We start from the raw sequence: 26492 nt of genomic DNA, 5'->3' as shown, positions 1-26492 counted from the left end.
GTCATCCACCGCCGCCGGATCGCCGGCACTCCAGTCTGAATGAAGTGAAGCAGAAGGTATCTTACAATGCTCAAGAGCAAGATCGGACGTCCCTCCCTGAAAACCGTGCTGAAGGGATCGACCGTGGCGGGCCTCGCGGCCGTCATGCTCTCCACCGGCATCCCGGCCCAGGTCTACCAGACCTTCGCCGAGCCGGTGACGGTCGCCGCACCGCAGGTTCCGAGTTTCTCCGACGTGGTCTCCGCCGTTTCGCCGGCTGTCGTCTCGGTTCGCGTCAAGTCGGATGCGACCCCTGTTTCCGATGACAGCGGCAACGGTTTTTCGTTCAATTTCGGCGGTCGCGGCTTCGATGACCTGCCGGACGACCACCCGCTGAAGCGCTTCTTCCGGGAGTTCGGCAACCAGCAGGGCCAGGGCGGCAAGAACCAGGACCGCGCCCAGCGCGACCCGAAGCGCCCGCACTACCTGCGCCCCGTCGCCCAGGGCTCCGGCTTCTTCATCTCGGAAGACGGCTATGTCGTTACCAACAACCACGTCGTCTCGGATGGTTCGGCCTATACGGTGGTCATGAACGACGGCACTGAACTCGATGCCAAGCTGGTCGGCAAGGACAGCCGCACCGATCTGGCGCTGCTGAAGGTCGATGCCAAGCGCAAGTTCACCTATGTGAAGTTTGCCGATGACAGCAAGACCCGCGTCGGCGACTGGGTGGTGGCTGTCGGCAATCCCTTCGGCCTTGGCGGCACGGTGACGGCCGGTATCGTTTCCGCCCGCGGTCGCGACATCGGCTCCGGCCCCTATGACGATTTCATCCAGGTCGATGCAGCCGTCAACCGCGGCAATTCCGGCGGCCCGACCTTCAACCTGAACGGCGAAGTGGTGGGCATCAACACCGCGATTTTCTCGCCCTCCGGCGGCAGCGTCGGCATTGCCTTTGCCATCCCCGCCTCCACCGCCAAGGACGTGATCGCCGACCTGATGAAGGACGGCAAGGTGGAACGCGGCTGGCTCGGCGTACAGATCCAGCCGGTAACGCAGGACATCGCGGATTCGCTTGGCCTCTCGGAAGCCAAGGGTGCGCTGGTCGTTGCGCCGCAGGACAATTCTCCGGGCGCCAAGGCCGGCATCAAGCAGGGTGACGTAATCACCGCCGTCAATGGCGAGCCGGTCAAGGATGCCCGCGATCTCGCCAAGAAGGTGGCCGCGATCGGGCCGAACAAGAAGGCCGAAGTGTCGATCTGGCGCAATGGCAAGGCGCAGTCCGTCACGGTTCTGCTCGGCAATCTGGCCAGCGACGAAGCGACCAAGGCGGAAAGCAGCCAGAACCAGGATCAGGGTTCGCAGCCCTCCACCGAAAAGGCGCTGACGGCACTGGGTATCACGGTTGCCCCGTCCGATGACGGCAATGGCGTGGCCGTGACCGATGTCGATCCCGACTCCGAGGCCGCCGCCAAGGGGTTGCGCGAAGGCGAAAAGATCACCTCGGTCAACAACCAGCAGGTATCTTCGGCCGCCGATATCACCAAGGCGATCGAAGCAGCCCGCAAGGATGGCCGCACCCGTGCACTCTTCCAGATCCAGTCTCAGAACGGCAGCCGCTTCATCGCCCTGCCGCTGAACGAAGGCTGACCGGGGCCGAGCCTTTCTGAAACGGGGCGCCGGGCCGGGAATGGCTCGGCGCCTCTCTTTCATTCGGCATTGTGTTTCCATGCGATGAGGCTTTCACCCATGCAGATGACCGGACATGAGAGCGATGGAAAGTCCGAAACCTGTTTTACGGATGGCGTGACGGACGCTATTGTCCCGCACATGAAGATTCTTGTGATTGAAGACGATCTGGAAGCCGCAGCCTACATGACCAAGGCCTTTCGCGAGGCCGGCATCGTGGCCGATCACGCCAGTGATGGCGAAAGCGGCCTGTTCATGGGCTCGGAAAATGCCTACGACGTGATGGTGGTCGACCGTATGCTGCCGCGTCGTGACGGCATTTCCGTCATTACCGAGCTGCGCAAGCGTGGCATCAACACGCCCGTGCTGATCCTTTCGGCACTTGGCCAGGTGGATGACCGCGTGACGGGCCTGCGCGCCGGGGGCGACGATTACCTGCCGAAACCCTATGCCTTCAGCGAGCTTCTGGCCCGCGTCGAGGTGCTGGGCCGTCGCAAGGGCGCGCCGGAACAGGACATGGTCTACCGGGTCGGCGATCTGGAACTGGACCGCCTGTCGCATGAGGTGCGCCGCGGCGGCAAGGAGGTCCTTCTGCAGCCGCGCGAGTTCCGCCTGCTGGAATATCTGATGAAAAATGCCGGTCAGGTGGTCACCCGCACCATGCTGCTCGAAAACGTGTGGGATTACCATTTCGACCCGCAGACCAACGTGATCGACGTGCATGTGTCGCGCCTGCGCTCCAAGATCGAGAAGGATTTCGACAAGCCGCTGCTGAAGACCATTCGCGGTGCCGGCTACATGATCAAGGACGAGGCGTGAAACCCTCGCTCAGCCGTATCCGCCTTGTCTTTCGCTCGACGACCGTTCGGCTCTCGGCGCTATACATCCTGCTGTTTGCGCTCTGCGCGGCCTTCCTCGTGGTCTATGTGACGGCCATGTCGGAGAGGCTTCTGGCGCAGCAGGTGCGCGAGGCGCTTATCCAGGAGACATCGGATTTCCTGCGCGCCTATGAACGCGGCGGCATTACCGTTCTGCTGCGCATCATGGAGCGGCGGGCGCGCCAGCCGGGTGCCAATCTCTACGTGATCGCAAGTTCGAGCGGCGAGATGCTGGCCGGCAATGTGGCGAGTGTCGAGCCCGGCGTGCTCGACAATGAGGGCTGGACCCGCTTTCCCTTCCATTACGAGCCCTTCACCGAGACCGGGCCGCCGCGGCCGCATGTGGCAACCGCCAATGTGTTCTTCCTCGACAATGGCCTCAGGGTGATGATCGGCCGCGATCTCGGCGAACCCGGCCGGTTCCGCGGCATCGTGCGGCGTGCGCTGATGGTGGCGCTGGCGATCATGGGGCTGGGTGCGCTGGTGATCTGGTTCGGCATCGGCCGCAATGCGCTGAAACGCATCGACCGGATGTCGGCGGCGAGCACCAAGATCATCGCGGGCGACCTTTCGCAGCGCCTGCCGGTTGGCGTTTCCGGCGACGAGTTCGACCGTCTGTCCGAATCGCTGAACGCCATGCTGGAGCGCATCGAGAAGCTGAACGAAGGCCTGCGGCAGGTCTCCGACAACATCGCCCACGATCTCAAGACGCCGCTGACCCGGCTCCGCAACAAGGCGGCCGATGCGCTGGCCCAGGATCGGGAAGAGAGCCGCCGGATGGCGCTGGAAGGCATCATCGCCGAATCCGACCAGCTGATCCGTACCTTCAATGCGCTCCTCATGATCTCACGCGTGGAGGCCGGCTCGATTGCCGCCGAGATGACGAGTGTCGATCTTTCGGCCATTTCCGCCGACAGCGCCGAGCTTTACGAGCCGGTGGCGGAGGAGGCGGGACTGGCGCTGACCACCGATATCGAGCCCGGGCTTGCCGTGCACGGCAATCGCGAACTGATCGGGCAGGCAATCTTCAACCTCCTGGACAATGCGATCAAATATGCCTGTGAGGCCGATGGGGCCGAACCGATCCGGGTGATCCTGCGCCGGCAGGCGGACGGGCTTCACCTGTCCGTGGCCGATAGCGGGCCGGGCATTCCGGCCGACAAGCGCAAGGAAGTGACCAAGCGCTTCGTGCGTCTCGACGAAAGCCGCTCCAAGCCGGGGACCGGGCTTGGCCTTTCGCTGGTGGAGGCGGTGATGGAACTGCATGGCGGCCGGCTGGAGCTTTCCGCTACCCATGGCGATGAGGCAGTGCAACCAGGACTGACCGTTACGATGGTGTTTCCCCTCCAGAAGCTCTAAAGGGAGCATGAGGAGCATAGGGAGGATGCGTGACGATGACGGTTCGGCGGCTGACGCAGACGGTGCGGGAACTGAAACCCTTCAACCAGACCGAGGCGCGCTCGGCGCTTTCGGCGCTGAAGGAGATGGGGGCGCGCGAGGCGGCGATTGCCGCTGTTCTTGCTGAAGGCGGACCGCTCAAGGATTTTCTCGTCGGCGCGCTCTCGCTCTCGCCCTACCTCAAGGACATTGCGGCGATCCGGCCCCAACTTTTGGCGTGCGCGCTGGAGGAGGCGCTGGAGCCGCAGCTGGAGGCGGCCCTGGCTGGCGCGCGTGACTGCTGGCAGCCGCGCATGGATGGGGTGACCCCGACCGAGTCCGAGGTGATGACCGCATTGCGCGATGCCAAGCGGCAGGTGAGTTTCCTGCTGGCGCTCGCCGATCTCTCCGGGCTGCTGCATGCGCGCGAAACGACGCAATGGCTGACGAAGCTTGCCGATGCGGCGGTGGCGGCCGCCATGGATCACCTGCTGCTGGCATCTCATCACGCCGGCAAGCTGCGGCTTGCCGATCCCGCACGGCCGAGCGACGGTTCCGGCTTGATCGTGCTCGGCATGGGCAAGCTCGGCGCGGGCGAGCTGAACTATTCCTCCGATATCGACATCGTCGTCTTCTTCGATCCGGACAGCGGCATTCTGCCGGACCCGGCCGAAGCGACCGAAGTGTATGGTCGCATGATGCGCCGGCTGATCCGCATCCTGCAGGAGCGGACGGGTGACGGCTACGTGTTCCGTACGGACCTGCGCCTGCGGCCCGATCCCGGTTCGACACCGCTTGCGGTGCCCGTCGAGGCGGCGCTGATCTATTACGAGGGGCGCGGCCAGAACTGGGAGCGGGCCGCCTATATCAAGGCGCGGCCGATGGCCGGCGATCTGAAGGCCGGCGAGGCTTTCCTGCGCGAAATAACGCCCTTCGTTTTCCGCAAATACCTCGACTATGCGGCGATCGCCGACATCCACTCGATCAAGCGGCAGATCCATGCCCACAAGGGGCATGGGGTGATCGCGGTCAAGGGGCATGACGTGAAGCTCGGGCGGGGCGGCATTCGCGAGATCGAGTTCTTTGCACAGACGCAGCAGCTGATTGCCGGCGGCCGCGTGCCGGCGATCCGTGAGCGACGCACGGAGGCTGCCCTTGCCGCGCTTGCCCAATCCCGCTGGATCACGCCGGAAATCGCCGCCGAACTGACAGAAGCCTACTGGTTCCTGCGCGATGTGGAGCATCGCATCCAGATGGTGCGCGACGAGCAGTCCCACCGCCTTCCGGAGACCGAGGCCGAGTTGAAGCGCATTGCCTATATGCTGGGCTTTGCCGACACGGCGACGTTTTCCGCTCGTCTCGAAGATGTGCTCCGCCGTGTCGAACGTCGCTATGCGCGCCTGTTCGAGCAGGAGGCGAAGCTTTCGGCCAGCGAGGGCAATCTGGTCTTCACCGGGCAGAACGATGATCCGGAGACGCTGGTCACGCTGTCGAAACTGGGTTTCGAGCGGCCGGCGGACATGTCGCGGGTGATCCGCACCTGGCATTACGGGCGCTACCGGGCGACGCAATCCGTCGAGGCGCGCGAGCGGCTGACGGAACTGATGCCGGAGCTTCTCTCTGCCTTTGGTGCGAGCAAGCGCGCCGACGAGGCATTGCTGCGCTTCGACGGTTTCCTGAAGGCGCTGCCGGCGGGCATCCAGCTGTTTTCCCTCCTTGGCAACAATCCCGGTCTGCTGTCGCTGCTGGTGATGATCATGGCGGCGGCGCCAAGGCTCGCCGATATCATCGCCGCGCGCCCGCATGTGTTCGACGGCATGCTCGATCCCGGCCTGATGCAGGAAATGCCGACGCGGCATTATCTCTCCGAGCGGCTGACGACCTTTCTCGGTGGCGCTCGCCATTACGAGGAGGTGCTGGATCGGCTGCGCATCTTCACCGCCGAACAGCGCTTCCTGATCGGAATTCGCCTGCTGACCGGAACGATTTCCGGCGTCCAGGCCGGTCGCGCCTTTACCGATCTCGCCGACCTTGTCATCGAACAGGCGCTGAGGGCGGTGCTTGGCGAGATGGCACAGGCGCATGGAACCTATCCCGGTGGCCGCGTCGCCGTTCTCGGCATGGGCAAGCTCGGCAGTTACGAGCTGACGGCGGGCTCCGATGTCGACCTGATCCTGCTCTACGACTATCCGGAGGCGGTGCAGGAATCGGATGGTGCAAAGCCGCTCGATGCCATGCGCTATTTTACCCGCGTGACGCAGCGGCTGATCGCGGCCCTTTCGGCACCGACGGCGGAGGGGATCGTCTTTGAGGTGGATCTGAGACTGCGTCCCTCCGGCAACAAGGGGCCGGTCGCCACCCGTATCAATGCCTTCCGAAGGTATCAGGAGGAGGAGGCCTGGACCTGGGAACACATGGCCTTGACGCGGGCGCGCCTTGTCTGCGGTGACGAGAGCCTGATGGCCGAGGCCGGCCAGGTGATCGCCGATGTGCTGGCAAGACCGCGCGACCGCCAGAAGACGGCGGCGGACGTTTCCGAAATGCGCGCGCTGATCGAGCAGGAAAAGCCGCCACGCGATCTCTGGGATTTCAAGCTGATCCCCGGCGGGCTGATCGACATCGAATTCATCGCGCAATATCTGCGACTCGTCGCGCCGTCCGGGGCGGCGGGGCAGGACGATGAGGCGGCCGTCTCGATGAGCGGGACAGAGGCGGCGTTGCGCCGGAATGCCAGCGGGCGCCTGAGCCCGGACGATTTGGAGACCTGCGTGACGGCGCTCCGGCTCTATACCGAACTCTCGCAGATCATCCGGCTGTGCGTGGAAGGCGCCTTCGACCCGAAGGACGCACCGGCCGGCCTGATCGAGCGGTTGTGCACGGCGGGCGATGCACCGAGCCTCAAGCTGATCGAGGCCGAGGTCAAGCGGCTGTCGAAGAGCGTGCGATCGATCCTGCAGGCGTGCCTGTCCCAGCGCAGCAGCCCCGCTGCTGAGGAATGAACAGCGCAACGACGGTGCCGCGATCGACGGCCGAGCGGATGCGCATGGTGCCGCCATGCAGCGTGACCAGCGAGCGCGAGATGGCGAGACCGAGGCCCGAGCCGCCCTTGCTCTTGGCATACTGGCTCTGCACCTGTTCGAAGGGCTGGCCGATCTTGCCGAGTGCGGCCTTGGGAATGCCGATGCCCGTATCGGCGATGGTGAGCCAGATGCCGCGCTCCGACTGGCGGGCACGCAGTTCAACACGGCCGCCTTCGTTGGTGAACTTGACCGCATTGGACAGGATGTTGAGGAAGATCTGCTTCATGGCGCGCCGGTCGCCATGCATGTGCAGGCCGGAGGTGACGCGCTGCGTGACGGCGATCAGCTTGGCTTCCGCCGGCATGGCGGTGAGGCGGATGCTCTCCTCGATCAGCGGCGCGAGATCGATGCTCTCGCAGACGATCTTCATGTGACCTGCCTCGATCTTCGACATGTCGAGGATGTCGTTGATGACGTTCAGCAGATGCTTGCCGCTGTCATGGATGTCGCGGGCATATTCGCTGTATTTCGGCGAGCCGACCGGGCCGAACATGCCATTCACCAGGATTTCCGAGAAGCCGAGGATGGCGTTGAGCGGCGTGCGCAGCTCGTGGCTCATATTGGCGAGGAATTCGGATTTTGCCTTGTTGGCGGCCTCGGCGCGTTCCTTTTCGGCCTGATAATTGGCATTGGCGACGGAAAGTTCCGCCTTCTGGCGCTCGAGCTTCTTCTGCGAGGCCGAGAGATCGCCGATGGTGGCCATCAGGCGGCGCTCGGATTCACGCAGGCGCTCCTGATGGCGCTTCAGAAGCGTGATGTCGGTGCCGACGGACACCATGCCGCCATCGCGCGTGCGCCGTTCGTTGATCTGCAGCCAGCGCTCGTCGGCAAGCTGCACCTCTGTGGTGCGCGAAAAGCCGTTATGATCCGGATCGACGATGCGCCGCTCGATGACCGGGCGGGCGGCCGCGGCCGTCACCACGCTCTTTTCGGTGCCCGGCACCAGCACGGTGTCCGGCAGCCCGTAGGCCTGCTGGAAGTGGGTGTTGCACATCACCAGACGGTCGTTCTTGTCCCACAGCACGAAGGCTTCGGAGGTGCATTCGATGGCGTCCGCCAGACGCTGGTCGGCCTCCGCATAGCGCTGGGCGAGACGGTGCTGTTCCGTGACGTCCATCGCAATCCCGATCACATGGGTGCGGCCGCTGCTCGACTTCATCACCTGGGCGCGGGCGCGCATCCAGACGTAATGGCCAGCCGCATGGCGCATGCGGAACACCTGGTCGATCTGCTTGGCATTGCCGCGGCCGACGGCACGCGCCAGTGCAAACAGGTTGCCATCGGCCGGGTGCATCAGTCGCGCGGCTTCGCTGAACGAGAGCATGTTGTTGCCCGGCGGCAGGCCGAGCATTTCATACATGGAGCGCGACCAGAACAGCCGGCGGTTGGCGAGATCGAAATCCCACAGGCCGCAGCGTCCGCGCGACAGCGCCGTTTCGACGCGCATGTTGGATTCCAGGAAGATCTCGTCGGCGTCGCGGGCGCGCTTCACCTGCATGTAATAGGCGTAGAGAATGACGAGCAGCACCGAGGAGATGCCGGTGAACAGGGTGACGTTGAGCGACACCTGCTGGCGCCAGAACTGATCGGCGCCTTCCAGCGAATGGCCGGCGACGACGAGCCCGCCTTGCGGGCCGCCCAGCGCGCGGATGGAGGCGTAGTGCGGGATTTCGTTGAAGGCCGTCTCGATCACGCCGTCATCGCCGCCGAACCGGCGCAGGGCGACCATTTCCGGCAAAAGGGAATCCAGGCGCTGGTTGATGTAGGCACTGGCCTGCGGCGTGCCGCCGAAGATGCGACCGCTGGAATCGACCAGGATGACAAAGGCGCCGGCCTGTAGCCGGTTCTTCGGCAAAAACAGCGCCAGCCGCTCTTCCGCCGCCTTGCGGTCATCGGTTGCAAAGGCCTGCTCGTGGCCGGAAAACGCAGCAGCACTCGCCGACGCCAAAAGCGCGGTGGACTGGCGGGCGGCCTCCTCCATGCGGGCGCGTTCCGACACCAGACCGAGCAGACGAGAGGCCGCGATCACGGCGAGGAAGGCGATGATCAGCAGGGGGATGGAGCGCTTCAGCCACAGTTCGGCGCTCGGCAGGTCTTCCAGCCGGCGCCGCAATACACGCAGCCCGTTTCCGTCGCCGAGCGCGACGCCCAGCCAATCCGGAAATTTGAAACGCAACCGTTCTCCGGCTGCGGTTTCCCGCTGCACGTCCGCCATCGCTCTGATTGATCCCTCATGCTGATTCGCAATGCCGCTTGCGAACTATGCGCAGTGAATCAAAGCCGATTCGGCTTGTCCAGAGCGTGTGGTCATAAATTGTTAACCATGACGCCGGGTTTTTGCCGCAGCCGGAATCAGCGGCTGCAGGGATTGCCACGACAAAGCTTCAGGTGGTGGCAGTCCCGCCAATCACTCAGTCCTGGATCATCCGCTCGACGATGTCGCGAACGTCGGTGGAGAGGCTGGCAGCGGCCGAGATCTCGCCCAGCGCGGTGCGGGCATGCTCGGCGCGGGCCGGTTCCAGCGACCGCCAGGAGCGCATGGAGGTCAGGATGCGCGCGGCAAGCTGCGGATTGCGCGGGTCGATCGCCAGGATCTGCCTGGCCAGGAAGCGGTAGCCCTCGCCATCCTTGCGGTTGAAGCCGGTCGGATTGGCAAAGGCGAAGGTGCCGATCAGGGCGCGCACGCGGTTCGGATTGGTGGCGACGAAATGCGGGTCTTCCATGAGGGCGCGCACGCGTGCCAGCGTGGCAACACCTGGAATGGTTGCCTGGATCGAGAACCACTTGTCCAGCACCAGCGGATTGTCATCAAAACGCTTCAGGAAGGCGCCGAGCGCATTGGCGGTGGCGGCCTCGCCGGGGAAACGGTGGGCCAGCACCGTCAGTGCCTGTGTCATGTCCGTCATGTTGTCGGCGCTGGCAAAGGCGTCTGCCGCACGCGCAACCCCGCCATCGAGATAGGAGAGGTAGGAGAGGGCGCTGTTGCGAAGCGCCCGCCGACCGGCACTGGCGGCATCCGGCGTGAAGGCGCCTTCCGTGCGCATGCTGGCAAACAGGGCCTCGAAGGTGGCAGCCCCTTCGCGGGCAAGGTGGGCGAGGATTGCCTGACGGCCGGCATGGATGGCGTCCGGATCGTTGTTGCCGCCGAGTTCCCGGGCAATGTCCGCCTCACTCGGAAGGGCGAGCGCCTGCGCGCGGAAGGCGGGTTCCAGGTTTCCGTCACCGGCAACCTCCAGCAGGGCCGTGAGAAAGGCCGGATCGCAGCTGATCTCCTTGCCGTCGCGCGCGTCGCGGGCCGCCTGCAGGAGGTTCGGCAAGGCGAGATCGGTCAGCGCCTGCCAGCGGGCGAAGAGATCGCTGTCGTGGCGTGCGATGTGGGCGAGGTCCGCCGGTGTCTGGCGGAAGTCGAGGTTGATCGGCGCCGAGAAGCCCCGGTTCAGCGACAGCACCGGCCGCGCGCCGATGCCGGAGAAGGTGAAGGTCTGGTGACGCTCGGTCAGATGCAGGACGTCGTCCGTCACTTCACCACCGGTGATGCTCGAGGGTTCGCCGATCGAGCCATTGTCGAGGATGAGGGCGAAGGAGAGCGGAATATGCATCGGCTCCTTGACGCTCTGGCCGGGTGTCGGCGGTACGTTCTGTTCCAGTGTCAGCACAAAGCTTCGGCTGGCGGCGTCGTACTCTGCCGAGGCGGTGACCATCGGCGTTCCGGCCTGATGGTACCAGCGCGAGAACTGCGTCAGATCGCGGCCACTGACCTCTGCGAAGCAGGCAACGAAATCCTCCACGGTGGCAGCGTCGCCGTCATGGCGTTCGAAGTAGAGATCCATGCCCTGCTTGAACCGGTCGCGACCGAGAATGGTCGCGATCATGCGGGTGACTTCCGAGCCCTTCTCGTAGACGGTCGTCGTGTAGAAGTTGTTGATCTCGCGATAGGTGGTCGGGCGCACCGGATGCGCGAGCGGGCCGGCATCCTCCGGAAACTGCTCGGACTTCAGGTGGCGGACCTCGGCGATGCGCTTGACGGCGCGTGAGCGCTGGTCGGCGGAAAACTCGTGGTCGCGATAGACGGTCAGGCCTTCCTTAAGGCACAGCTGGAACCAGTCGCGGCAGGTGATGCGGTTGCCGGTCCAGTTGTGGAAGTATTCGTGGGCGATGATCGCCTCGATATTGGCATAGTCCTGGTCGGTGGCCGTCTCGGGATCGGCCAGCACGTATTTGTCGTTGAAGACGTTGAGGCCCTTGTTCTCCATGGCCCCCATGTTGAAATCGGAGACCGCGACGATCATGAAGATATCGAGATCGTATTCGCGGCCGAATCGCTCCTCGTCCCAGCGCATGGAGCGCTTCAGGGCGTCCATGGCATAGGCCGCGCGCGGTTCCTTGCCATGTTCGACATAGATTTTCAGCGCGACCTCGCGGCCGGACATGGTCGTGAACGTATCCTCGACGATGCCGAGATCGCCGGCGACAAGGGCGAAGAGGTAGCTTGGCTTCGGGAAAGGATCGAACCAGGCGGCGAAGTGACGGCCTTCGTCGTAATTGCCGCCGCCAAGAAAATTGCCGTTGGACAGCAGCACCGGATTGGTCGCCTTGTCGGCGATGATGGTCACCGTATAGGGCGCCAGCACGTCCGGCCGATCCGGAAAATAGGTGATGCGGCGGAAACCTTCCGCCTCGCACTGGGTGCAGTAGACACCGTTGGTGCGATAAAGCCCCATCAACTGGCCATTGGCTTCCGGATTGATGATGGTGATGACGGTCACTTCAAAGGGTGCTGCTTCCGGCAGGTCGCGGATGACAAGACTGTCCGGCGTCACGTCGAATTGCGCGGGCGGCAGTTCGTTCTGGTCGAGACGCAGTTCCGCCAACGTCAACTCGTCGCCATCAAGCACAAGGGGTGCCTTCGGATCGGCGCCGTCGCGGCGATGAAAGATCAGCCTTGCCTCAAGGCGCGTTGCTGTCGGATCCAGTTCAAAGGTAAGATCGACGCGTTCCAGGATGAAGTCAGTGGGGCGGTAGTCTGCCAGATGGACAATCTGACCCGTATCTGTGCGCATGATGTTCCCTGGTCTGGACTTGCCGGATGGCGTCTGTTCGTCGTTCGACGGTTGCGATTTTGGCTGCAATATTGCATCCAAACCTGAACGATTGTTAAAACTCGCGTCAAAAGACCTCGCCTGGAGCGGGGCGGTTCCGGATTTTTCCATATTGATGAATCCATCACAAGTCGTGATGTGTCATTTCTTCCCTTTGCGTTAGTTTGAGGGGGTATGAGTCCTGTTCCGGCCCGGTTTGCCGCGGTCGTGTCTGCCGTGAGCGATTGAATGAGTGCCGAAGCGCAGAATCCCTTAAGGGGGATTGCGATGAAAGTGATGTCCGTCATTGTGTTTCTGGGAATGCAGACGTGCATCAAGTCGGCCGGCGACGGCATCCCGGCCGGTCAGATCACCTTCTTTCGCTCCGCCTTCGCGCTGGTCCCGATCCTGATCTATCTCGCCGTCCGCGGTGATCTCAACACGGCCTTTCGCACTGACAGTCCGGTCGGTCACCTGAAGCGCGGCATTCTCGGCATCGGCGGGATGGCCTGTGGCTTTTATGGCCTCATTCATCTGCCGCTGCCGGATGCCATTGCGATTGGCTATGCCTCGCCGCTGATGGCGGTGATCTTTGCCGCGCTGATCCTGAAGGAGACCGTGCGCATCTACCGCTGGACGGCAGTCGCCATCGGCATCTTCGGGGTGCTCATCATTTCCTGGCCGAAGCTTTCGCTGTTCAGCCATGCCGGGCTCGACAGCGGTCCGGCCATGGGGGCGGCCTCCGTGCTGCTGGCGGCGGTGCTGGGCGGCCTTGCCATGGTGCAGACGCGCCAGCTGGTGCGGACGGAAAAGACCTCGACCATCGTCGTCTATTTCTCGCTGACGGCGGCCGTCCTGTCGCTGGTCAGTCTGCCGTTCGGCTGGGTGCCGCTGACCCTGGAGGAGAAGATCTTCCTGGTCTCCTCCGGCTTCTTTGGCGGTCTCGGGCAGATCTTTCTCACAGAAAGCTACCGGCATGCCGATGTCTCGACGGTGGCGCCTTTCGATTATTCCTCGATCATTCTCGGTATCGGGATTTCCTACGTCCTGTTCGGCGATGTGCCGACCATCCAGATGCTCATCGGCACCGCCATCACGGTCTTGGCCGGCATCTTTATCATCTACCGTGAACACCAGCTGGGGCTGGAACGCAAAGCGGCGAGGAAGGCTTCCTCGCCGCCGACGTGACTGCACCTGCCTCTCAGAGGCGTATTAGAGCGGGATCGATGAGGCCGGATGTGCGGCGCGTTCGCTTGCGCCTGCCGAAAGCGTGAGTTCGCGGCTGGCGCGCACGGCAGCGCCTATGCTGGCAAAGGTGTCACGCAACGACTTGAAACAGCGGATCGGGTGGCTCATGGTAATCTCCCGGAAATCGACTCAGCGTTCGCGAAAATCGGCAAAGATCGCCGTCGGGCGCGTCAGCATGCCACGGCGGGCGCTGGCGCGGGCTGTCAGCTGCTCATGAGTGGCTGTCCCGAAGCGGTGGTAGCCTTGCGTCGAACGCGGCGAAAGGCCCGCGAGACGCAATGTCTCGAAGCCGGAGTGAATGGGGCGAATACGCGTGGTCATAGCCTTGGTTCCTAAATCTGTTCCTCCCAAGACATGTCCTAATATTGCACTGCAACATCAAATGGGCAACCGGTCGCGCCGCGTCGCTGCCATGCGCAAGTTGCATGGCTGCTTTCATAAAATTTTAAGATCGACGATTCGCCTCCCGCTTCAGCCGGTAAGGCCGTGACGGAAGGTCAGCAAATCCTGCCAGGCAAGCGCCTTGTTGGCCGGTGCGGTCAGAAGGTCCTGCGGGTGGAGGCTGGCGAGCGCGCGGACGGTGAGGGGCCCGAGGGCAATATCCCGCCATGTGCCGCGCAGGCTGAAGATGGTGCCATCCTCGCCGAGAAAGAAGCGTGCCGTGAAATTGCCGAGCAGCAGCAGTCGGCGTGGTGCCGCGAGCTGGATCTGCCTTTCGATGAACGGGCGGCAGATCTCCATCTCTGCCGGGGAGGGGGCACGGTTCCCCGGTGTACGCCAGGGCACCACGGTCGAGAGCAGAACCGTATCGCGCGCCAGTCCGATCGCTGAGAGCATGCGATCGAGAAGCTGGCCCTGCCGGCCGCAGAAGGGAAGGCCGTCGCGATCGTCATCGGCAGACGGCATGGGGCCGAGCACCATGATGCCGGAGGCCGCGCTGCCGGTGGCAAACACGGTGGAGCGCGCGCCGTTCTTCAGATTGCAGCCGCCAAATCCTTCCAGCGCCTGTCTCAACGCCTCCAGCGTTCCAGCACTCTCTGCCGCAAGACGGGCGGCTGCTACCGCATCCGCATCGGGTACGGCGACGGGTGCGGCAGGCGACGCGCCTCGCGGCGCCGCGCCTGCAGAGGCGCGTTCAGCAGGTCCGCCGGCAGCCGGGCCGACGGGCGCCGCCTGCGGGGTGGCCGGCCGGTCGCGCCGTTGCGCGGCGCGCGCCGCCTGCTGCTCGGCAAATTCTGCAATACGATCAACCGGCGCCTCCTCCAGCAGCCAGTCCACGCCGCAATCCGCATAGAAATGCAGAAGGGCGGACAGTGCTGCGGGAGAGAGGGGCTCGGCTGAGGTCATGCCATGACCTTAGCGGAAGCGAGCCTCGCGAGAAAGCCAATGGATGACGTTTCCCTCACGCCGCCCACTGCTCAACATCGCCGCTTTCGCCGATCAGCGCCAGACCATGGGCGATGGAGAGAAGCTCGCCGCCGCTTTCAATGCGGTCCTCGCTGAAGCGGCGGCGGAAGATGTTGCGCACGGCCGGCACGAAGGAGGTGCCGCCGGTCAGGAACACCTTGTCGACCTGGTCGGCGGCAGTGTTGGTCTTCACCAGAACCTCGTCCAGCGCTTCCTCGATGCGGGCGAGATCATCGGCGATCCAGCCCTCGAAATCGCTGCGCTTGACCGTCTTGTGGCCGGCCTTGCCGAGCGGGGCGAAATGAAACTCCGCCTCTTCCGTCTGTGACAGGGCCATCTTGGTCGCCGAGATTGCCTGGTAGAGCGGATAGCCCTCGTCATGCTCGATCAGTTCGATGAAGAGTTCGAGCTTGTCCGGTTCCGTTGCGGAGCGAACCAGAGACTGGAGGTCCGTGAATTCGCGCGTGGTCTTGAAGATCGACAGCTGGTTCCAGCGGCCGAAATTCGCATAGTAACCGGCGGGCACATCCAGAAGCTTGCCAAAGCTCTTGAAATGGCTGCCCTTGCCGATTTCGGGCGAGACGAGATTGTCGATCAGCCGGTAATCGAAATGGTCGCCGGCAATGCCGACGCCGGAGTGGCCGATCGGAACGGCGCGGAGCTGGCCGGCATGGCGTTCGAAGCGGATCAGCGAATAGTCGGTGGTGCCGCCGCCGAAATCCGCCACCAGCACATTGGCATCGCGCGTCAATGACTGGGCGAAGTAATAGGCAGCCGCCACCGGCTCGTAGACGTAGTGGATTTCCGGAAAGCCGAAGCGGGAGAGGGCTGCCTGATAGCGCGTCAGCGCCAGCGCCTCATCCGGGTTGGCGCCGGCAAAGCGCACCGGGCGTCCGACCATCAGCCGCGAAATGTCGGAGGGCCATGCCTCGCCGGCATAGGCCTTCAGGCGGCGCAGAAACACCTCCATCAGATCCTCGAACTGCTGGCGCCGGGCAAAGACGAGGGTGGCCTGAAAGGCGGCGCTCGCCGCAAAGGTCTTGATCGACTGCAGGAAACGGCAATCGCCGGGATTGTCGATGAACATGCGGATCGCCGCCTGTCCCGCCTCGACCTTGAGCGCCTGCACGCCGAGCGCGGCATCCTTCATGAAGGAGAGCGCGGTGCGCATGCTGTCGCTGGTGCCGGCGCTGCTGGTGAAGGGCAGCGAATGGGTGGTGGTGGCGCCGGCATCGGCCAGCGCCAGAACGGTATTGGTCGTGCCGAAATCGAGCCCGAGCGCGCGTGACATGCGTCTCTTCCTTCACAATGTTGACGTGAGAGTTGCGGTGAAAGGGCCTCTTGGGCCGAAAGGAGCGGCCTTTTCGCACAGGCTTGACCGCGATACAAGGGAGCGGCGAGGGGGAGCGGATGCCCGCATCCCCGGTCGTTGCTGTATTGCCTGTTGCGCACCATGCCTGCGATGCGAGGAAGCCGATCATGTCCCGTCCGTTTGCCGGCCACTCCCTCTGTCTGCTTCTTGCCCTTCTGGTTGCCGCGCCGGATCAGGGACTGGCACTCACCTGCGAGAAGCTCAATGCCGCCGAGGTGAAAAGCCTGCGCCGTGCCGTGGAGAAGGAGCCGGATGCGCCGCGCGCCCTTCCACGCGTCCACACCGAAGGCACACTGCCGCATCAGGGCATCCGGGACGAGAGCATCGCCGCGGAGAAGGACTGGCCGCTGATGCGCCGGCTGGCGCTGCTTTACCGCGCCGGACACCGGCCGGAGGATCTGAGCCGCGCAGAACGGCTGCTGGACGCCTGGGCCAAGACCTACAGGCCGAGTTTCAATCCCATCGACGAGACCGGGCTTGATGCGATGATCGATGCCTACGCGCTGCTGCAGCCCGACCTCGATGATGCGACCCACAGCGCGGTTTCCGCCTTTCTGCGAAAACTGGGGGAGGGCTATCTCAGGCAGCTTGAGCACAATCTCGACCCTTCCAAGGGCTCCTGGATCAACAACTGGACCTCGCATCGGGTGAAGCTCGCCGCACTCTCAGCCTTCGCTCTGCACGACAAGGCGATGATCGACAGAGCCGAGGCCCAGTTCGTGGCACAGCTGGCCCGCAACATCGGGCCTGATGGCGAGACGGTGGATTTTCGCCAGCGCGATGCCCTGCATTATGTCGTCTATGACCTCGAGCCGCTTTTGCGGGCGGCGGTGGAGGCAAAGACGGAGGGGATGGACTGGTACCGTCTGAAAGGGCCGCAGGGTGGCGATCTGCGCGCCGCACTCGACTGGCTGCTGCCCTATGCCGCCGGTGAAAAGCCCCATCAGGAATTCGTGCATTCCACGGTGACGTTCGACGCAGAGCGACGGCAGGCCGGCGTCAAGGGCTTCGAGGGGACGTGGGACCCGGCACTCTCCGGCCGGCTCTACCGGATGGCGGCGCAACTCGATCCCCGCTATGCCTCCATCGCCGACCGGCTGGACGGTCAGGACCTCTGCCGAAAACCCTGAGCGAACCGCCCAAATGACAATGTCCCGCCATTGGAGTGGCGGGACATTGGAAGTGCTGCGTTGCGCAGCACGAAGGAGTGCCCGCAGGATTACTCTGCGGCAAGCGGGGTGACGGCACCAGTGCCGTCATTGTCGGCTTCATGATGCGTCTGCTTGCGCGAGAACAGCCGCTGCAGGCCGCGTCCCAGACGGTCCATCTCGACGAAGATGACCGGCGTGATGAACAGCGTCAGCAATTGCGAGACGATGAGGCCACCGACCACCGCAATCCCGAGCGGCTGGCGCAGTTCCGAGCTTGCGCCGGAGCCCATTGCAATCGGCAGGGCGCCGAGCATGGCGCAGAAGGTGGTCATCATGATCGGCCGGAAACGTCGCACGCAGGCCTCGTGAATGGCAACCGCGGTTGCCTCGCCCTTGTCGCGCATCAGTTCCACCGCCACGTCGATCATCATGATGGCGTTCTTCTTGACGATGCCGATCAGCATCAGAAGGCCGATGAGTGCGATGACCGAGAGGTCGAAGTTCATCACCTTCAGCGCAAGAAGCGCACCAAATGCCGCTGCCGGAAGACCGGACAGGATGGTCAGCGGATGGATGAAGCTTTCATAGAGCACGCCGAGCACCACGTAGATCGTCAGCACGGCGGCCAGGATCAGCAGGCCGGTATTGCCCTGGCTCTGCTGGAAGATCGCCGCCGTTCCGCCATAGGAGGTGAAGACGTCGCTCGGCATGCCGATGTCGCGCTTGATCTCGTCGATCCGCTGGGTCGCCTGGCTGAGCGCCACGCCATCCGGCAGGTTGAATGAGACCGTGGTGGAGACCAGCTGGCCGGTCTGGTTGATCGTTACCGGCGACTGCTTGCGCTCGACGGTGGCGAAGTTGGAGAGCGGCACCAGCGTGCTCGTCTTGCTCGACAGAACGTTGATGTCGCGCAGGAACTGGTCGTCCCAGGGCTTCGAGCGGTCGAACTCGACAATCACGTCATAGCTGTCGCCGGTCGACTGGATCTGGGCTGCGGTATAGCCGCCGAAGGCCATTTCCAGCGTCTTGCGCAGCTGGTCGTTGGTGATGCCGTAGGCGGCTGCCTTGTCGGTATCCACCTTGATGTCGGCGGCGATCGCCCCGTTCTGGGCGTCGGAGGTCACGTCGGTGAACATCCGGTCGCGCAGCAATGCAGCTTGGATCTTGCCGGCCCACTCATTGGTGGTCGAGGCGTTCAGCGCCTGGATCACGAGCTGGTACTGCGAGGCCGTGCTGCGACCGCCGAAGCGCAGGCTCTGCTGCGGGGTAATGAAGGTCTTGATGCCGGCAACCTTGGCGGTCGCCTTGCGCAATTCGTCGATCGTCTGTGACAGTGGCGGGCGATGCTCCTTGTCCTTCAGCTCGACGAACATCGTGCCGTTGTTGAGGGGGCTGCGCGCATTGCCGCCGACGATGGAGGTGACGTGTTCCACGGCCGGGTTCTTGCCGATGATCTGCGCCACCTGTGCCTGCAGATCGCGCATGGCCGTGTAGGAAATGTCCTCGCGGGCACGGGTGGAGATCGAAAGGCGCCCGATGTCTTCCTGCGGGAAGAAGCTGGAGGGCAGCGTCATGAACAGCCAGGCCGAGGCGCCGACCGAGGCGAGGAAGCTCAACAGCACCACGCCGCGATGTCTGAGACACCAAGAGACCGAGCGGTCATAGCCGCGCAGCGTGTAGCCGAAACCGGCCTCGAACCAGCGGATGATGAACGGGGGGCGCGAGGAATGGGAGGACAGGCGCGAACCGAGCATCGGTGTCACCGTCAGCGACACGATGGCGGAAGCAAGGATCGCAAGCGTCACCACCATGCCGAACTCGTTGAACAGACGACCGACAACGCCGCCCATCAGCAGGATCGGAATGAAGACGGCCACCAGCGAGATCGACATCGAGATGATGGTATAGCTGACTTCGGCGGCGCCCTTCAGTGCCGCCTCGCGCATCGGCAGGCCTTCCTCGTGTAGGCGAAGGATGTTTTCCAGCATGACGATCGCATCGTCCACCACAAGGCCGACGGACAGCGTCAGGCCCAGGAGCGAGATGTTGTCGATGCTGTAGCCCATCACATACATCGCGCCGAAGGTGGCGATCAGCGACAAGGGAACGGCAAGGCCGGGGATCACGGTCGCCATCAGGTGGCCGGTGAAGAGGTAGATCACCAGAACCACGAGACCGATCGTCAGCATCAGCGTGAATTCCACGTCCTTGATCGCGTCCTTGATCGCGGTCGAGGCGTCGTTCATCACGTTGAGATGCACGGAAGGCGGCAACTGCGCCTTGAGCGCCGGCAGCTTCGCCTTGATCGAATCCACCACGTCTACCGTGTTGGCATCCGGCTGACGCTGCACGGCCAGAATGATCGACTGCTTGCCGTCGTACCAGCTGCCGGCATCGAGGTTCTCGACGCTGTCGTCCACCTTGGCCACGTCGCCCAGATGAATCGGTGCGCCGTTCTTGGTGGCGATCACCAGCGTGCGGAATTCATCGGCATTGGTGCGCTGGGTCTTGGCATCGATGGTGAGACGCTGATCGGCCGTCTGCAGCGTGCCGACCGGAGTCTGGTTGTTGGCATTGGCGATGGCCGTGGTGACGGTATCGACGCCGAGTGCACGGGCCTGCAGGGCATTCGGATCAAGTCCGACGCGCACCGCATAGGTCTGAGAGCCGTAGATGCTGACTTCGGCGACGCCGGGGAGGGTGGAGAGAAGCGGAGAAATCACGTCTTCGGCGATTTCATCCACCTTGGAACGCGGCAGTTCGTCCGAACCGACGGTGAGCAGCAGGATCGGCGCGTCGGCGGGGTTGGTCTTGCGGTAGCTCGGGGCCGTCGTCATGTTGCTCGGCAACTGACGGGTTGCCTGCGAGATGGCGGCCTGCACGTCGGCTGCGGCAGCGTCGATGTTACGGTTCAGGTCGAACTGCAGCACGATCGAGGTGTTGCCGAGCGAGTTGGTGGCGCTGATTTCGCTGACGCCGGGAATGGTCTCGAACTTCTTGATGAGCGGCGTCGAAACCGAGGTCGCCATCGTTTCCGGCGATGCGCCGGACAAGGCTGCCGAGACGTTGATCGTCGGGAAATCCACCTTCGGCAGGGCTGCCACCGGCAGTTGGCGATAGCCCGCCAGACCGGCCAGGACGAGGCCAAGCGCCAGAAGCGTGGTGGCGACCGGCCTGTTGATACAGAAGGCTGGGATCATGGCGTGACGGCTCCCGTGACAGAGGCTGCATCGGCGACTGGCATCGGCTTGTCGCCGGCGAACTGTTCCACGACGCGCTGGCCGTCAGCGAGCTGGACCTGGCCTTCAACGACCACGTGATCACCTTCCGTCAGACCGGAGGCAATGGCGCTGAGGTCGCCGTTGGTGCGAAGGACGCTGACCTTCGTGGCATGCAGCCGGCCGGTATTGTCCACGGTATAGACGAAGGAGCCGTCAGCGCCGGGACGCACGGCGACCGTCGGCACGATGATGGAGCGGCCCGTCGGCTGGAAGTGCACGGTGACGTTGACGTTCTGACCCGGCCAGAGCGTGCCCTTGTCGTTCTTGAACTCCGCCTTGGCGAGCACGGTGCCGGAGCTTTCATCGACCGAATTGTCGAAGAAGGAGAGAATGCCGCGATCGGCAACGCCGCCGGTGGCGGCCGGATCGGCTTCAACGGCCACCGCATCGGTCAGGCCGCGATGCAGGTCCGGCAGGTAGCGCTGCGGCAGGCGGAAGGCGACGGAGATGGGATCGTAGCGGGTGATCGTGACGATCGTCGCGCCGGCACTGACATAGGCGCCGGGGCTGACGATGATGTCGCCGAGGCGGCCATCATAGGGTGCACGGATGTCGGTATGTTCCAGCGTCACCTGGTCGGATGCGAGCGTGGCCTTGTCGGCCTCCAGCTTGGCCGTCGCGGTATCGCGCGCGGCCTTGGCCTGCTCGTAGCTCTGCTGCGACTGCGCGTTCTGTTTCATCAGGCTTTCGGCACGCTGGAAGGCGGCAATCGCTTCGGCCAGCGTGGCCTCGTCGCTGGCAATGTTGGCCTTGTCCTTGTTGACGGTGGCAAGCGCTGTCCGATCATCCAGCTTGGCGATCAGATCCCCGGACTTCACCTCCTGGCCATCCTTGGCGGCGATGGAGATCACCAGTCCCTGCTGCAGTGCGGCAATGGTGGTTGTGTCTGCAGCTTCCGCAAAACCGTTGGCCGGCACGTCAAGTGCAAGGGTGCCCGTGGCGGCGGCCACGGTGCGGACGGTCATGGGGCCGCCATTGCGGCGCCCCTGGCCACCCTGTCCGCCCTGGCCTTGGGCGCCGGCCTGCTGTGCACCGCCCTGACCCTGACCCTGGCGGCGCTGACCGGACCCGGCACCGTCTTCCGCGGAGGCAGCGCGATGCTGACCTTCTCCTTCGGCCTTGGTCGGCACGGTTTCACTGAGGCCTGCGGCGGCGGCAAGCTGACGCAGGCTTGGAATTTGCAGTGCGGCGGGGAGGGCATCCCGGTAATACCAGGCGCCACCGACGCCGATGGCGATGATGCCGAGAGAGGTCCAGAGCTTTTTCATGAGCGGGGCCTGAAAGCGTCGAGTGAAAGGAAACCGCCCATTGCTGCGATGCAATATGGCGATGCGACCAAGAAACGCCCAAGGCTTGCAAAAATCACCTTAAACTTCGGTAATGTACCTTGAAATTTCAGGGCTCCCGAAGACGTGAAGCTGCAATTTCCCGCAAAGGCGCCTCAGGGACGCGATCTGGAGGCGAACAGCAGGCCGATGCCCGCCAGAAAGACGAGGCCGCCGTAGAAAATCCACTGTGTCTGGCGGATCATGAAACTGGAGGCGGGGTAGGGGAAGTAGCCGCTGCCCTGGCCCATCCAGACAAGGCCGATCAGCAGGCAGAGGCCGGCAAGCACTGTCAACACGAGACGGGCAATGCGCATGCGTCGATCTCCTGGCGGTGTTTTCGGGCAGATGCCGCCCGGCCGACATCCGGCCGCGGGCGGTGACTGCAAGCGCGCCGTCCGGGGCGCACTGCCATCTGCTGCCCTACGGAGGACGCCGGACCGCCCCGTGCAGCGGATGATCCACCATAGCACGTCCCCGACATCCGGCAATGCGGATGTCGGGGACGTGGATCAACGGTCAGAGGGAGCGTGCGGCGCCACCGTCAACGCGGATCATGCTGCCGGTCACGTAGGCGGCCGGGCCTGAGCAGAGGAAGGCGCCCACAGCACCAAATTCTTCCACCGTGCCGAGGCGGCCGGCGGGAATGGTCTTGATCGAGGCCGAGCGCACCTCTTCGAGGCTCTTGCCCTGACGCTTGGCATTGGCGCCATCGAGTTCGTCGATCCGGTCGGTATGGATGCGGCCGGGCAGGATCATGTTGGCGGTGATACCGAAGCCGGCCACTTCTGTCGCGAGCGTCTTGTTCCAGCCGACCAGCGCGCCGCGCAGCGTGTTGGACAGCGCGAGATTGGCGATGGGTTCGATGACGCCGGACGAGGCGACCGTCAGGATGCGGCCAAAGCCCTGCGCCTTCATGGCCGGCAGGAAGGCATTGGTGAGCGTGATCACACGCAGCACCATGGTCTGGAAGAAACTCTCGAGCTTTTCCGCGCTCATATCTTCCGAGGTGCCCGGCGTCGGCCCGCCGGTGTTGTTGACGAGAATGTCGAGACCGCCGAGCTTGTCATGAACCGCCTTCACCAGATTGGTGACCGCATCCTCCTCGCCAAGATCCGCCCAGACCCAGTCGGCCTTGCCCTTGCCTTCGGCATTGATGACACGGCAGTTTTCCGCCAGCGTTTCGCCGCTTCGGCCGCACAGCAGCACATGGGCCCCTTCCGCGGCGAGCGCCTTCGCAATGCCGAGCCCGAGGCCGCGCGATGAGGCGAGCACAAGGGCCCGCTTGCCGGAAATACCGAAATCCATGAAGTGATCCTTCTCGTTCTGCGTCTTGCGGCGCGTGCGGACCTCTGTCGTCGCAATGTCCGACGCGCCTCTTGTCAGGGGCGCTCATCTTGAAACAGGTGGTCCTCGCTTGGCAAGCGCCGGTCGTTTCAACCCGAACGGAAGGACCCTGGCGGGGGACGGGCCTTCGTGTCGGAATTTCTGCCTTTATTGACGTGAACGTAAACGTCATATAGTGTTTTCCACCGAATGAGGACGAGCCTGTCCATCCCGGTCATCCGCTGTCGCAAGTTGGCTCGACAAGCCGTCTGTGTTTTGACAAGGAAGGGGTGACAAGGGGTCAGGCCGAGCGGAGCATGAGAATGAGCGAGATGGAGCTTCCCGAACGCGAGAGCATGGAATTCGACGTGGTGATCGTCGGCGCCGGTCCTGCGGGCCTGTCTGCCGCCATCCGCCTGAAGCAGCTTGACCCGGAGCTTTCGGTCGTCGTTCTGGAAAAGGGTGCGGAAGTGGGCGCCCACATCCTCTCCGGCGCGGTGGTCGATCCCATCGGCATCGACCGGCTGCTGCCGAACTGGCGTGCGGAAGAGGGGCATCCCTTCACCACGCCTGTCACGGACGATCATTTCCTCTTTCTGGGCCCCGCCGGCTCCGTCCGCCTGCCGAATGCCTTCATGCCGCCTTTGATGAACAATCACGGCAACTATATCGTCTCGCTCGGTCTCGTCTGTCGCTGGCTGGCGGGCAAGGCGGAGGAGCTCGGCGTCGAAATCTATCCGGGTTTCGCCGCGACCGAAGTGCTCTACAATGACGAAGGCGCCGTGATCGGCGTCGCCACTGGCGATATGGGGATCGAGAAGAACGGCGAACCGGGCCCGAACTACACCCGTGGCATGGCGCTTCTCGGCAAATATGTTCTGATCGGAGAAGGCGTACGCGGTTCGCTCGCAAAGCAGCTGATCGCCAGGTTCAAGCTGGATGACGGGCGGGAGCCCCAGAAATACGGCATCGGCTTCAAGGAGCTGTGGGAGGTGAAGCCGGAGAAGCACAAGGCGGGGCTTGTGCAGCATTCCTTCGGCTGGCCGCTGGACGTGAAGACGGGCGGCGGCTCCTTCCTCTACCACCTGCACGACAATCTGGTCGCCGTGGGGTTCGTCGTTCATCTCAACTACAAGAATCCCTATCTTTTCCCCTTCGAGGAATTCCAGCGATTCAAGACGCATCCGGCGATCTGCGATACCTTCGAGGGCGCCAAGCGCATCTCCTATGGTGCGCGTGCCATCACCGAAGGCGGCTGGCAGTCGGTGCCGAAGCTGTCCTTCCCGGGCGGTGCACTGATCGGCTGTTCGGCCGGCTTCGTCAACGTGCCGCGTATCAAGGGCAGCCACAACGCCGTTCTGTCCGGCATTCTGGCGGCCGAGAAGGTCGCCGGGGCGATTGCCGCTGGCCGCGCCAATGACGAACCGGTGGAGATCGAGAACGAGTGGCGCTCCACCGCCATCGGCAAGGATCTGAAGCGCGTGCGCAACGTGAAGCCGCTGTGGTCGAAGTTCGGCACGGCGCTCGGTGTCGCGCTCGGCGGCATCGACATGTGGATCAACCAGATCTTTGGTTCCTCGCCCTTCACCCTGAAACATGGCAAGACCGATGCGGCCTCGCTCGAGCCCGCTGCCGGCCACAAGAAGATCGACTATCCGAAGCCCGATGGCGTGCTGACCTTCGACCGCCTCTCCTCCGTCTTCCTGTCCAACACCAACCATGAGGAAGACCAGCCGGTCCACCTCAAGGTCAGGGATATGGACCTGCAGAAGCGTTCCGAACTCGGCATCTATGGCGGCCCCTCGGCACGATACTGTCCCGCCGGCGTCTACGAGTGGGTGGAGAAGAATGGCGAGCAGGTCTATGTCATCAACGCGCAGAACTGCGTGCACTGCAAGACCTGCGACATCAAGGATCCCAACCAGAATATCACCTGGGTTCCTCCGCAGGGTGGCGAGGGACCTGTTTATCCCAGCATGTAACCCTCCGATCGATGGAAGCGGCAAAATGGTCTTCCGCAAGTCGTCAAAGGGGGGTAAGACTTTTTCCATTGGCGATCAGGAGAGCGTGGTTGGCGTGACGAAGACGGCAGGCAAGGCAGGACAGTCGATCCGTCCGCACAATGCGCTTGAGCATCTGCGTCGCAGCCGGTTGCGTGCCGTCATTCCGGTGGTCGCGGTGGCTGCCGGCCTTGTGGTGCTGGTGCCGGCCAAGCCATCGAACAGTGCGGCGGGAAAATGCCGCCAGGATGCGGCGCCTGCCATTGACTGGAGCGACTGCCAGAAGCGGCTGCTGATGCTGAACGGCAGCAATCTCGACGGCGCCAATCTGAGTGATGCCGATTTCAGCATGACCGATCTCAGTCGCAGCAGCCTCAAGGGGGCGAACCTGAGCAAGGCAACCCTGGTGCGCGCCTCGTTTGCCTATTCGGATCTGAGCGGCGCAAGCTTTGAAAAGGCAGAGGGCTATCGCAGCGATTTCAGCAGTGCGTCGGCCGAGGGCGCCTCCTTCGTGGCCGCCGAGTTGCAGCGCGCCACCTTTGGCGGCGCCAACCTGAAGGGCGCTGATTTCACCAAGGCGGAACTCGGCCGGGCGATCTTCTTCAAGGCTAAGTTCGAGAATGTACGTTTCGGCAAGGCCAACCTGTCGCGCGCCATCCTGCATAATGTCAGCTTTGCCGGCACCGCCGATTTCAGCGATGCCTTCCTGTTCCTCGCCCGCATCGAGGGAACCGATCTCTCCCATGCAACGGGACTCGAGCAGGAGCAGATCGCTCTCGCCTGTGGCGATGCCCTCACCAAGTTGCCGCCGGGTCTCACGGTGCCGGCGAGCTGGCCCTGCGAGGATGACTGAGGTGCCCTGATTGGGTCGGAACCCGACCGGGTAAAGGAAAGCCTGACACGCAGGCGTGTACTTTTTGAGTCGAGCCAGTCGCAACATGTCGCGGCGATGAAGATTCCGGAAAGGAATATGTGGGCGCATCGGTCGTGCAGGTCTGCGACGCGTCTCCAGCCTTAATCCTGCCGAACATGTTCTCGACACCGTAGTGTGGTCGATAGAGGTCCTTGTCGTACTTGGCCGGGTTCTTTCGTTTGGCGCGGGGTGATATACAGGCGGGAATTTCCTGATATTTCAGAGTTTTGTGAGCGAAACGGCATCGCGTCTGCGCTCCGTGAGCAGGTCCTTTGCGCCTGGCGATCGCTCAAGCAGTTGGCGCGACAGGCGAAATGCGCCCACCATGTTGCAACTCGGGCTGGAACCACGTGGCAGGAGACCACAAAGGCGGTCGAGGTGGCTATCA

Annotated in this window: 17 protein-coding genes and 1 pseudogene; 8 read left to right on the top strand and 10 right to left on the bottom strand. The window is 63.6% G+C overall.

Annotated elements, in window-relative coordinates; translation table 11 throughout:
• The first annotated feature begins 66 nt into the window (after window positions 1-66).
• From F3H95_RS01645 to F3H95_RS01630, 4 genes are all read left to right on the top strand, one after another.
• The gene (locus F3H95_RS01645; protein WP_143126494.1) at window positions 67-1629 is read left to right on the top strand and encodes a Do family serine endopeptidase; all 1563 of its coding nucleotides are present in this window, start codon (window positions 67-69) and stop codon (window positions 1627-1629) included.
• Window positions 1630-1734: 105 nt separating this feature from the next.
• Window positions 1735-2487 (top strand): response regulator transcription factor, encoded by a 753-nt coding sequence (locus F3H95_RS01640; protein ID WP_280177825.1) that lies wholly within the window; start codon window positions 1735-1737, stop codon window positions 2485-2487.
• Window positions 2484-3905: an ATP-binding protein gene (locus tag F3H95_RS01635; RefSeq protein WP_143126493.1), complete on the top strand. Its 1422-nt coding sequence runs from the start codon at window positions 2484-2486 to the stop codon at window positions 3903-3905. Before F3H95_RS01640 ends, F3H95_RS01635 begins: the two co-directional genes overlap by 4 nt.
• Before the next feature lie 35 nt (window positions 3906-3940).
• Complete coding sequence (locus F3H95_RS01630) at window positions 3941-6922, top strand: bifunctional [glutamine synthetase] adenylyltransferase/[glutamine synthetase]-adenylyl-L-tyrosine phosphorylase (RefSeq protein WP_149745079.1); 2982 nt, start codon at window positions 3941-3943, stop codon at window positions 6920-6922.
• Here the strand turns inward: F3H95_RS01630 and F3H95_RS01625 are convergent.
• Both F3H95_RS01625 and pepN read right to left on the bottom strand, forming a co-directional pair.
• Window positions 6915-9218, bottom strand: a pseudogene (locus tag F3H95_RS01625) (ATP-binding protein); the annotation flags it as partial. The gene F3H95_RS01630 and the pseudogene F3H95_RS01625 sit on opposite strands and share 8 nt — an antisense overlap.
• 196 nt (window positions 9219-9414) lie before the next feature.
• Window positions 9415-12063 (bottom strand): aminopeptidase N, encoded by a 2649-nt coding sequence (gene pepN / locus F3H95_RS01620; protein WP_149744704.1) that lies wholly within the window; start codon window positions 12061-12063, stop codon window positions 9415-9417.
• A gap of 267 nt (window positions 12064-12330) precedes the next feature.
• Between pepN and F3H95_RS01615 the strand changes: the two genes are divergently transcribed.
• Entirely contained in the window at window positions 12331-13269 is a 939-nt protein-coding gene (locus tag F3H95_RS01615; RefSeq protein ID WP_143126490.1) for a DMT family transporter, read from the top strand.
• A gap of 24 nt (window positions 13270-13293) precedes the next feature.
• Here the strand turns inward: F3H95_RS01615 and F3H95_RS27020 are convergent, their stop codons facing one another.
• The 4 genes from F3H95_RS27020 to F3H95_RS01600 all read right to left on the bottom strand — a co-directional run bounded on the left by F3H95_RS27020 (window position 13294) and on the right by F3H95_RS01600 (window position 16027).
• Window positions 13294-13437 carry a hypothetical protein gene (locus tag F3H95_RS27020; RefSeq protein WP_185969894.1) on the bottom strand — a complete coding sequence of 48 codons (144 nt, stop codon included), beginning with the start codon at window positions 13435-13437 and terminating at the stop codon, window positions 13294-13296.
• 21 nt (window positions 13438-13458) lie between these two features.
• Entirely contained in the window at window positions 13459-13650 is a 192-nt protein-coding gene (locus F3H95_RS01610) for a hypothetical protein (protein WP_143126489.1), read from the bottom strand.
• Window positions 13651-13800: 150 nt separating this feature from the next.
• Entirely contained in the window at window positions 13801-14676 is an 876-nt protein-coding gene (locus tag F3H95_RS01605) for a uracil-DNA glycosylase (RefSeq protein ID WP_149744703.1), read from the bottom strand.
• 55 nt (window positions 14677-14731) lie between these two features.
• Complete coding sequence (locus F3H95_RS01600; protein WP_149744702.1) at window positions 14732-16027, bottom strand: Hsp70 family protein; 1296 nt, start codon at window positions 16025-16027, stop codon at window positions 14732-14734.
• Window positions 16028-16215: 188 nt separating this feature from the next.
• On the opposite strand from F3H95_RS01600, the gene F3H95_RS01595 reads away from it, so the two are divergent.
• Entirely contained in the window at window positions 16216-17238 is a 1023-nt protein-coding gene (locus F3H95_RS01595; RefSeq protein ID WP_149744701.1) for an alginate lyase family protein, read from the top strand.
• 89 nt (window positions 17239-17327) lie between these two features.
• Here F3H95_RS01595 and F3H95_RS01590 read toward each other — a convergent pair whose 3' ends face one another.
• The 4 genes from F3H95_RS01590 to F3H95_RS01575 form a co-directional block, all read right to left on the bottom strand.
• Window positions 17328-20459: an efflux RND transporter permease subunit gene (locus tag F3H95_RS01590; RefSeq protein WP_149744700.1), complete on the bottom strand. Its 3132-nt coding sequence runs from the start codon at window positions 20457-20459 to the stop codon at window positions 17328-17330.
• Window positions 20456-21808, bottom strand: coding sequence for an efflux RND transporter periplasmic adaptor subunit (locus F3H95_RS01585; RefSeq protein ID WP_149744699.1), 1353 nt, complete (start codon window positions 21806-21808; stop codon window positions 20456-20458). Before F3H95_RS01585 ends, F3H95_RS01590 begins: the two co-directional genes overlap by 4 nt.
• Window positions 21809-21981: 173 nt before the next feature.
• Window positions 21982-22182, bottom strand: a complete 201-nt coding sequence (locus tag F3H95_RS01580; RefSeq protein ID WP_143126483.1) for a hypothetical protein — start codon at window positions 22180-22182, stop codon at window positions 21982-21984.
• A 202-nt stretch (window positions 22183-22384) separates the two neighbouring features.
• Window positions 22385-23173 carry an SDR family oxidoreductase gene (locus tag F3H95_RS01575; protein WP_143126482.1) on the bottom strand — a complete coding sequence of 263 codons (789 nt, stop codon included), beginning with the start codon at window positions 23171-23173 and terminating at the stop codon, window positions 22385-22387.
• 341 nt (window positions 23174-23514) lie between these two features.
• Between F3H95_RS01575 and F3H95_RS01570 the strand changes: the two genes are divergently transcribed.
• Window positions 23515-25173 carry an electron transfer flavoprotein-ubiquinone oxidoreductase gene (locus tag F3H95_RS01570; RefSeq protein ID WP_149744698.1) on the top strand — a complete coding sequence of 553 codons (1659 nt, stop codon included), beginning with the start codon at window positions 23515-23517 and terminating at the stop codon, window positions 25171-25173.
• 220 nt (window positions 25174-25393) lie between these two features.
• On the top strand, window positions 25394-26044 hold the full coding sequence (locus tag F3H95_RS01565) for a pentapeptide repeat-containing protein (RefSeq protein WP_244617870.1): 651 nt from the start codon (window positions 25394-25396) through the stop codon (window positions 26042-26044).
• Window positions 26045-26492: the final 448 nt, after the last annotated feature.

The organism is Rhizobium sp. RU35A (genome assembly GCF_900156005.1).
GTDB classification, from domain to species: domain Bacteria; phylum Pseudomonadota; class Alphaproteobacteria; order Rhizobiales; family Rhizobiaceae; genus Neorhizobium; species Neorhizobium straminoryzae.
Note: the sequence above shows the minus strand (reverse complement) of the source record. Positions and strands in the feature narration are given on the sequence as shown.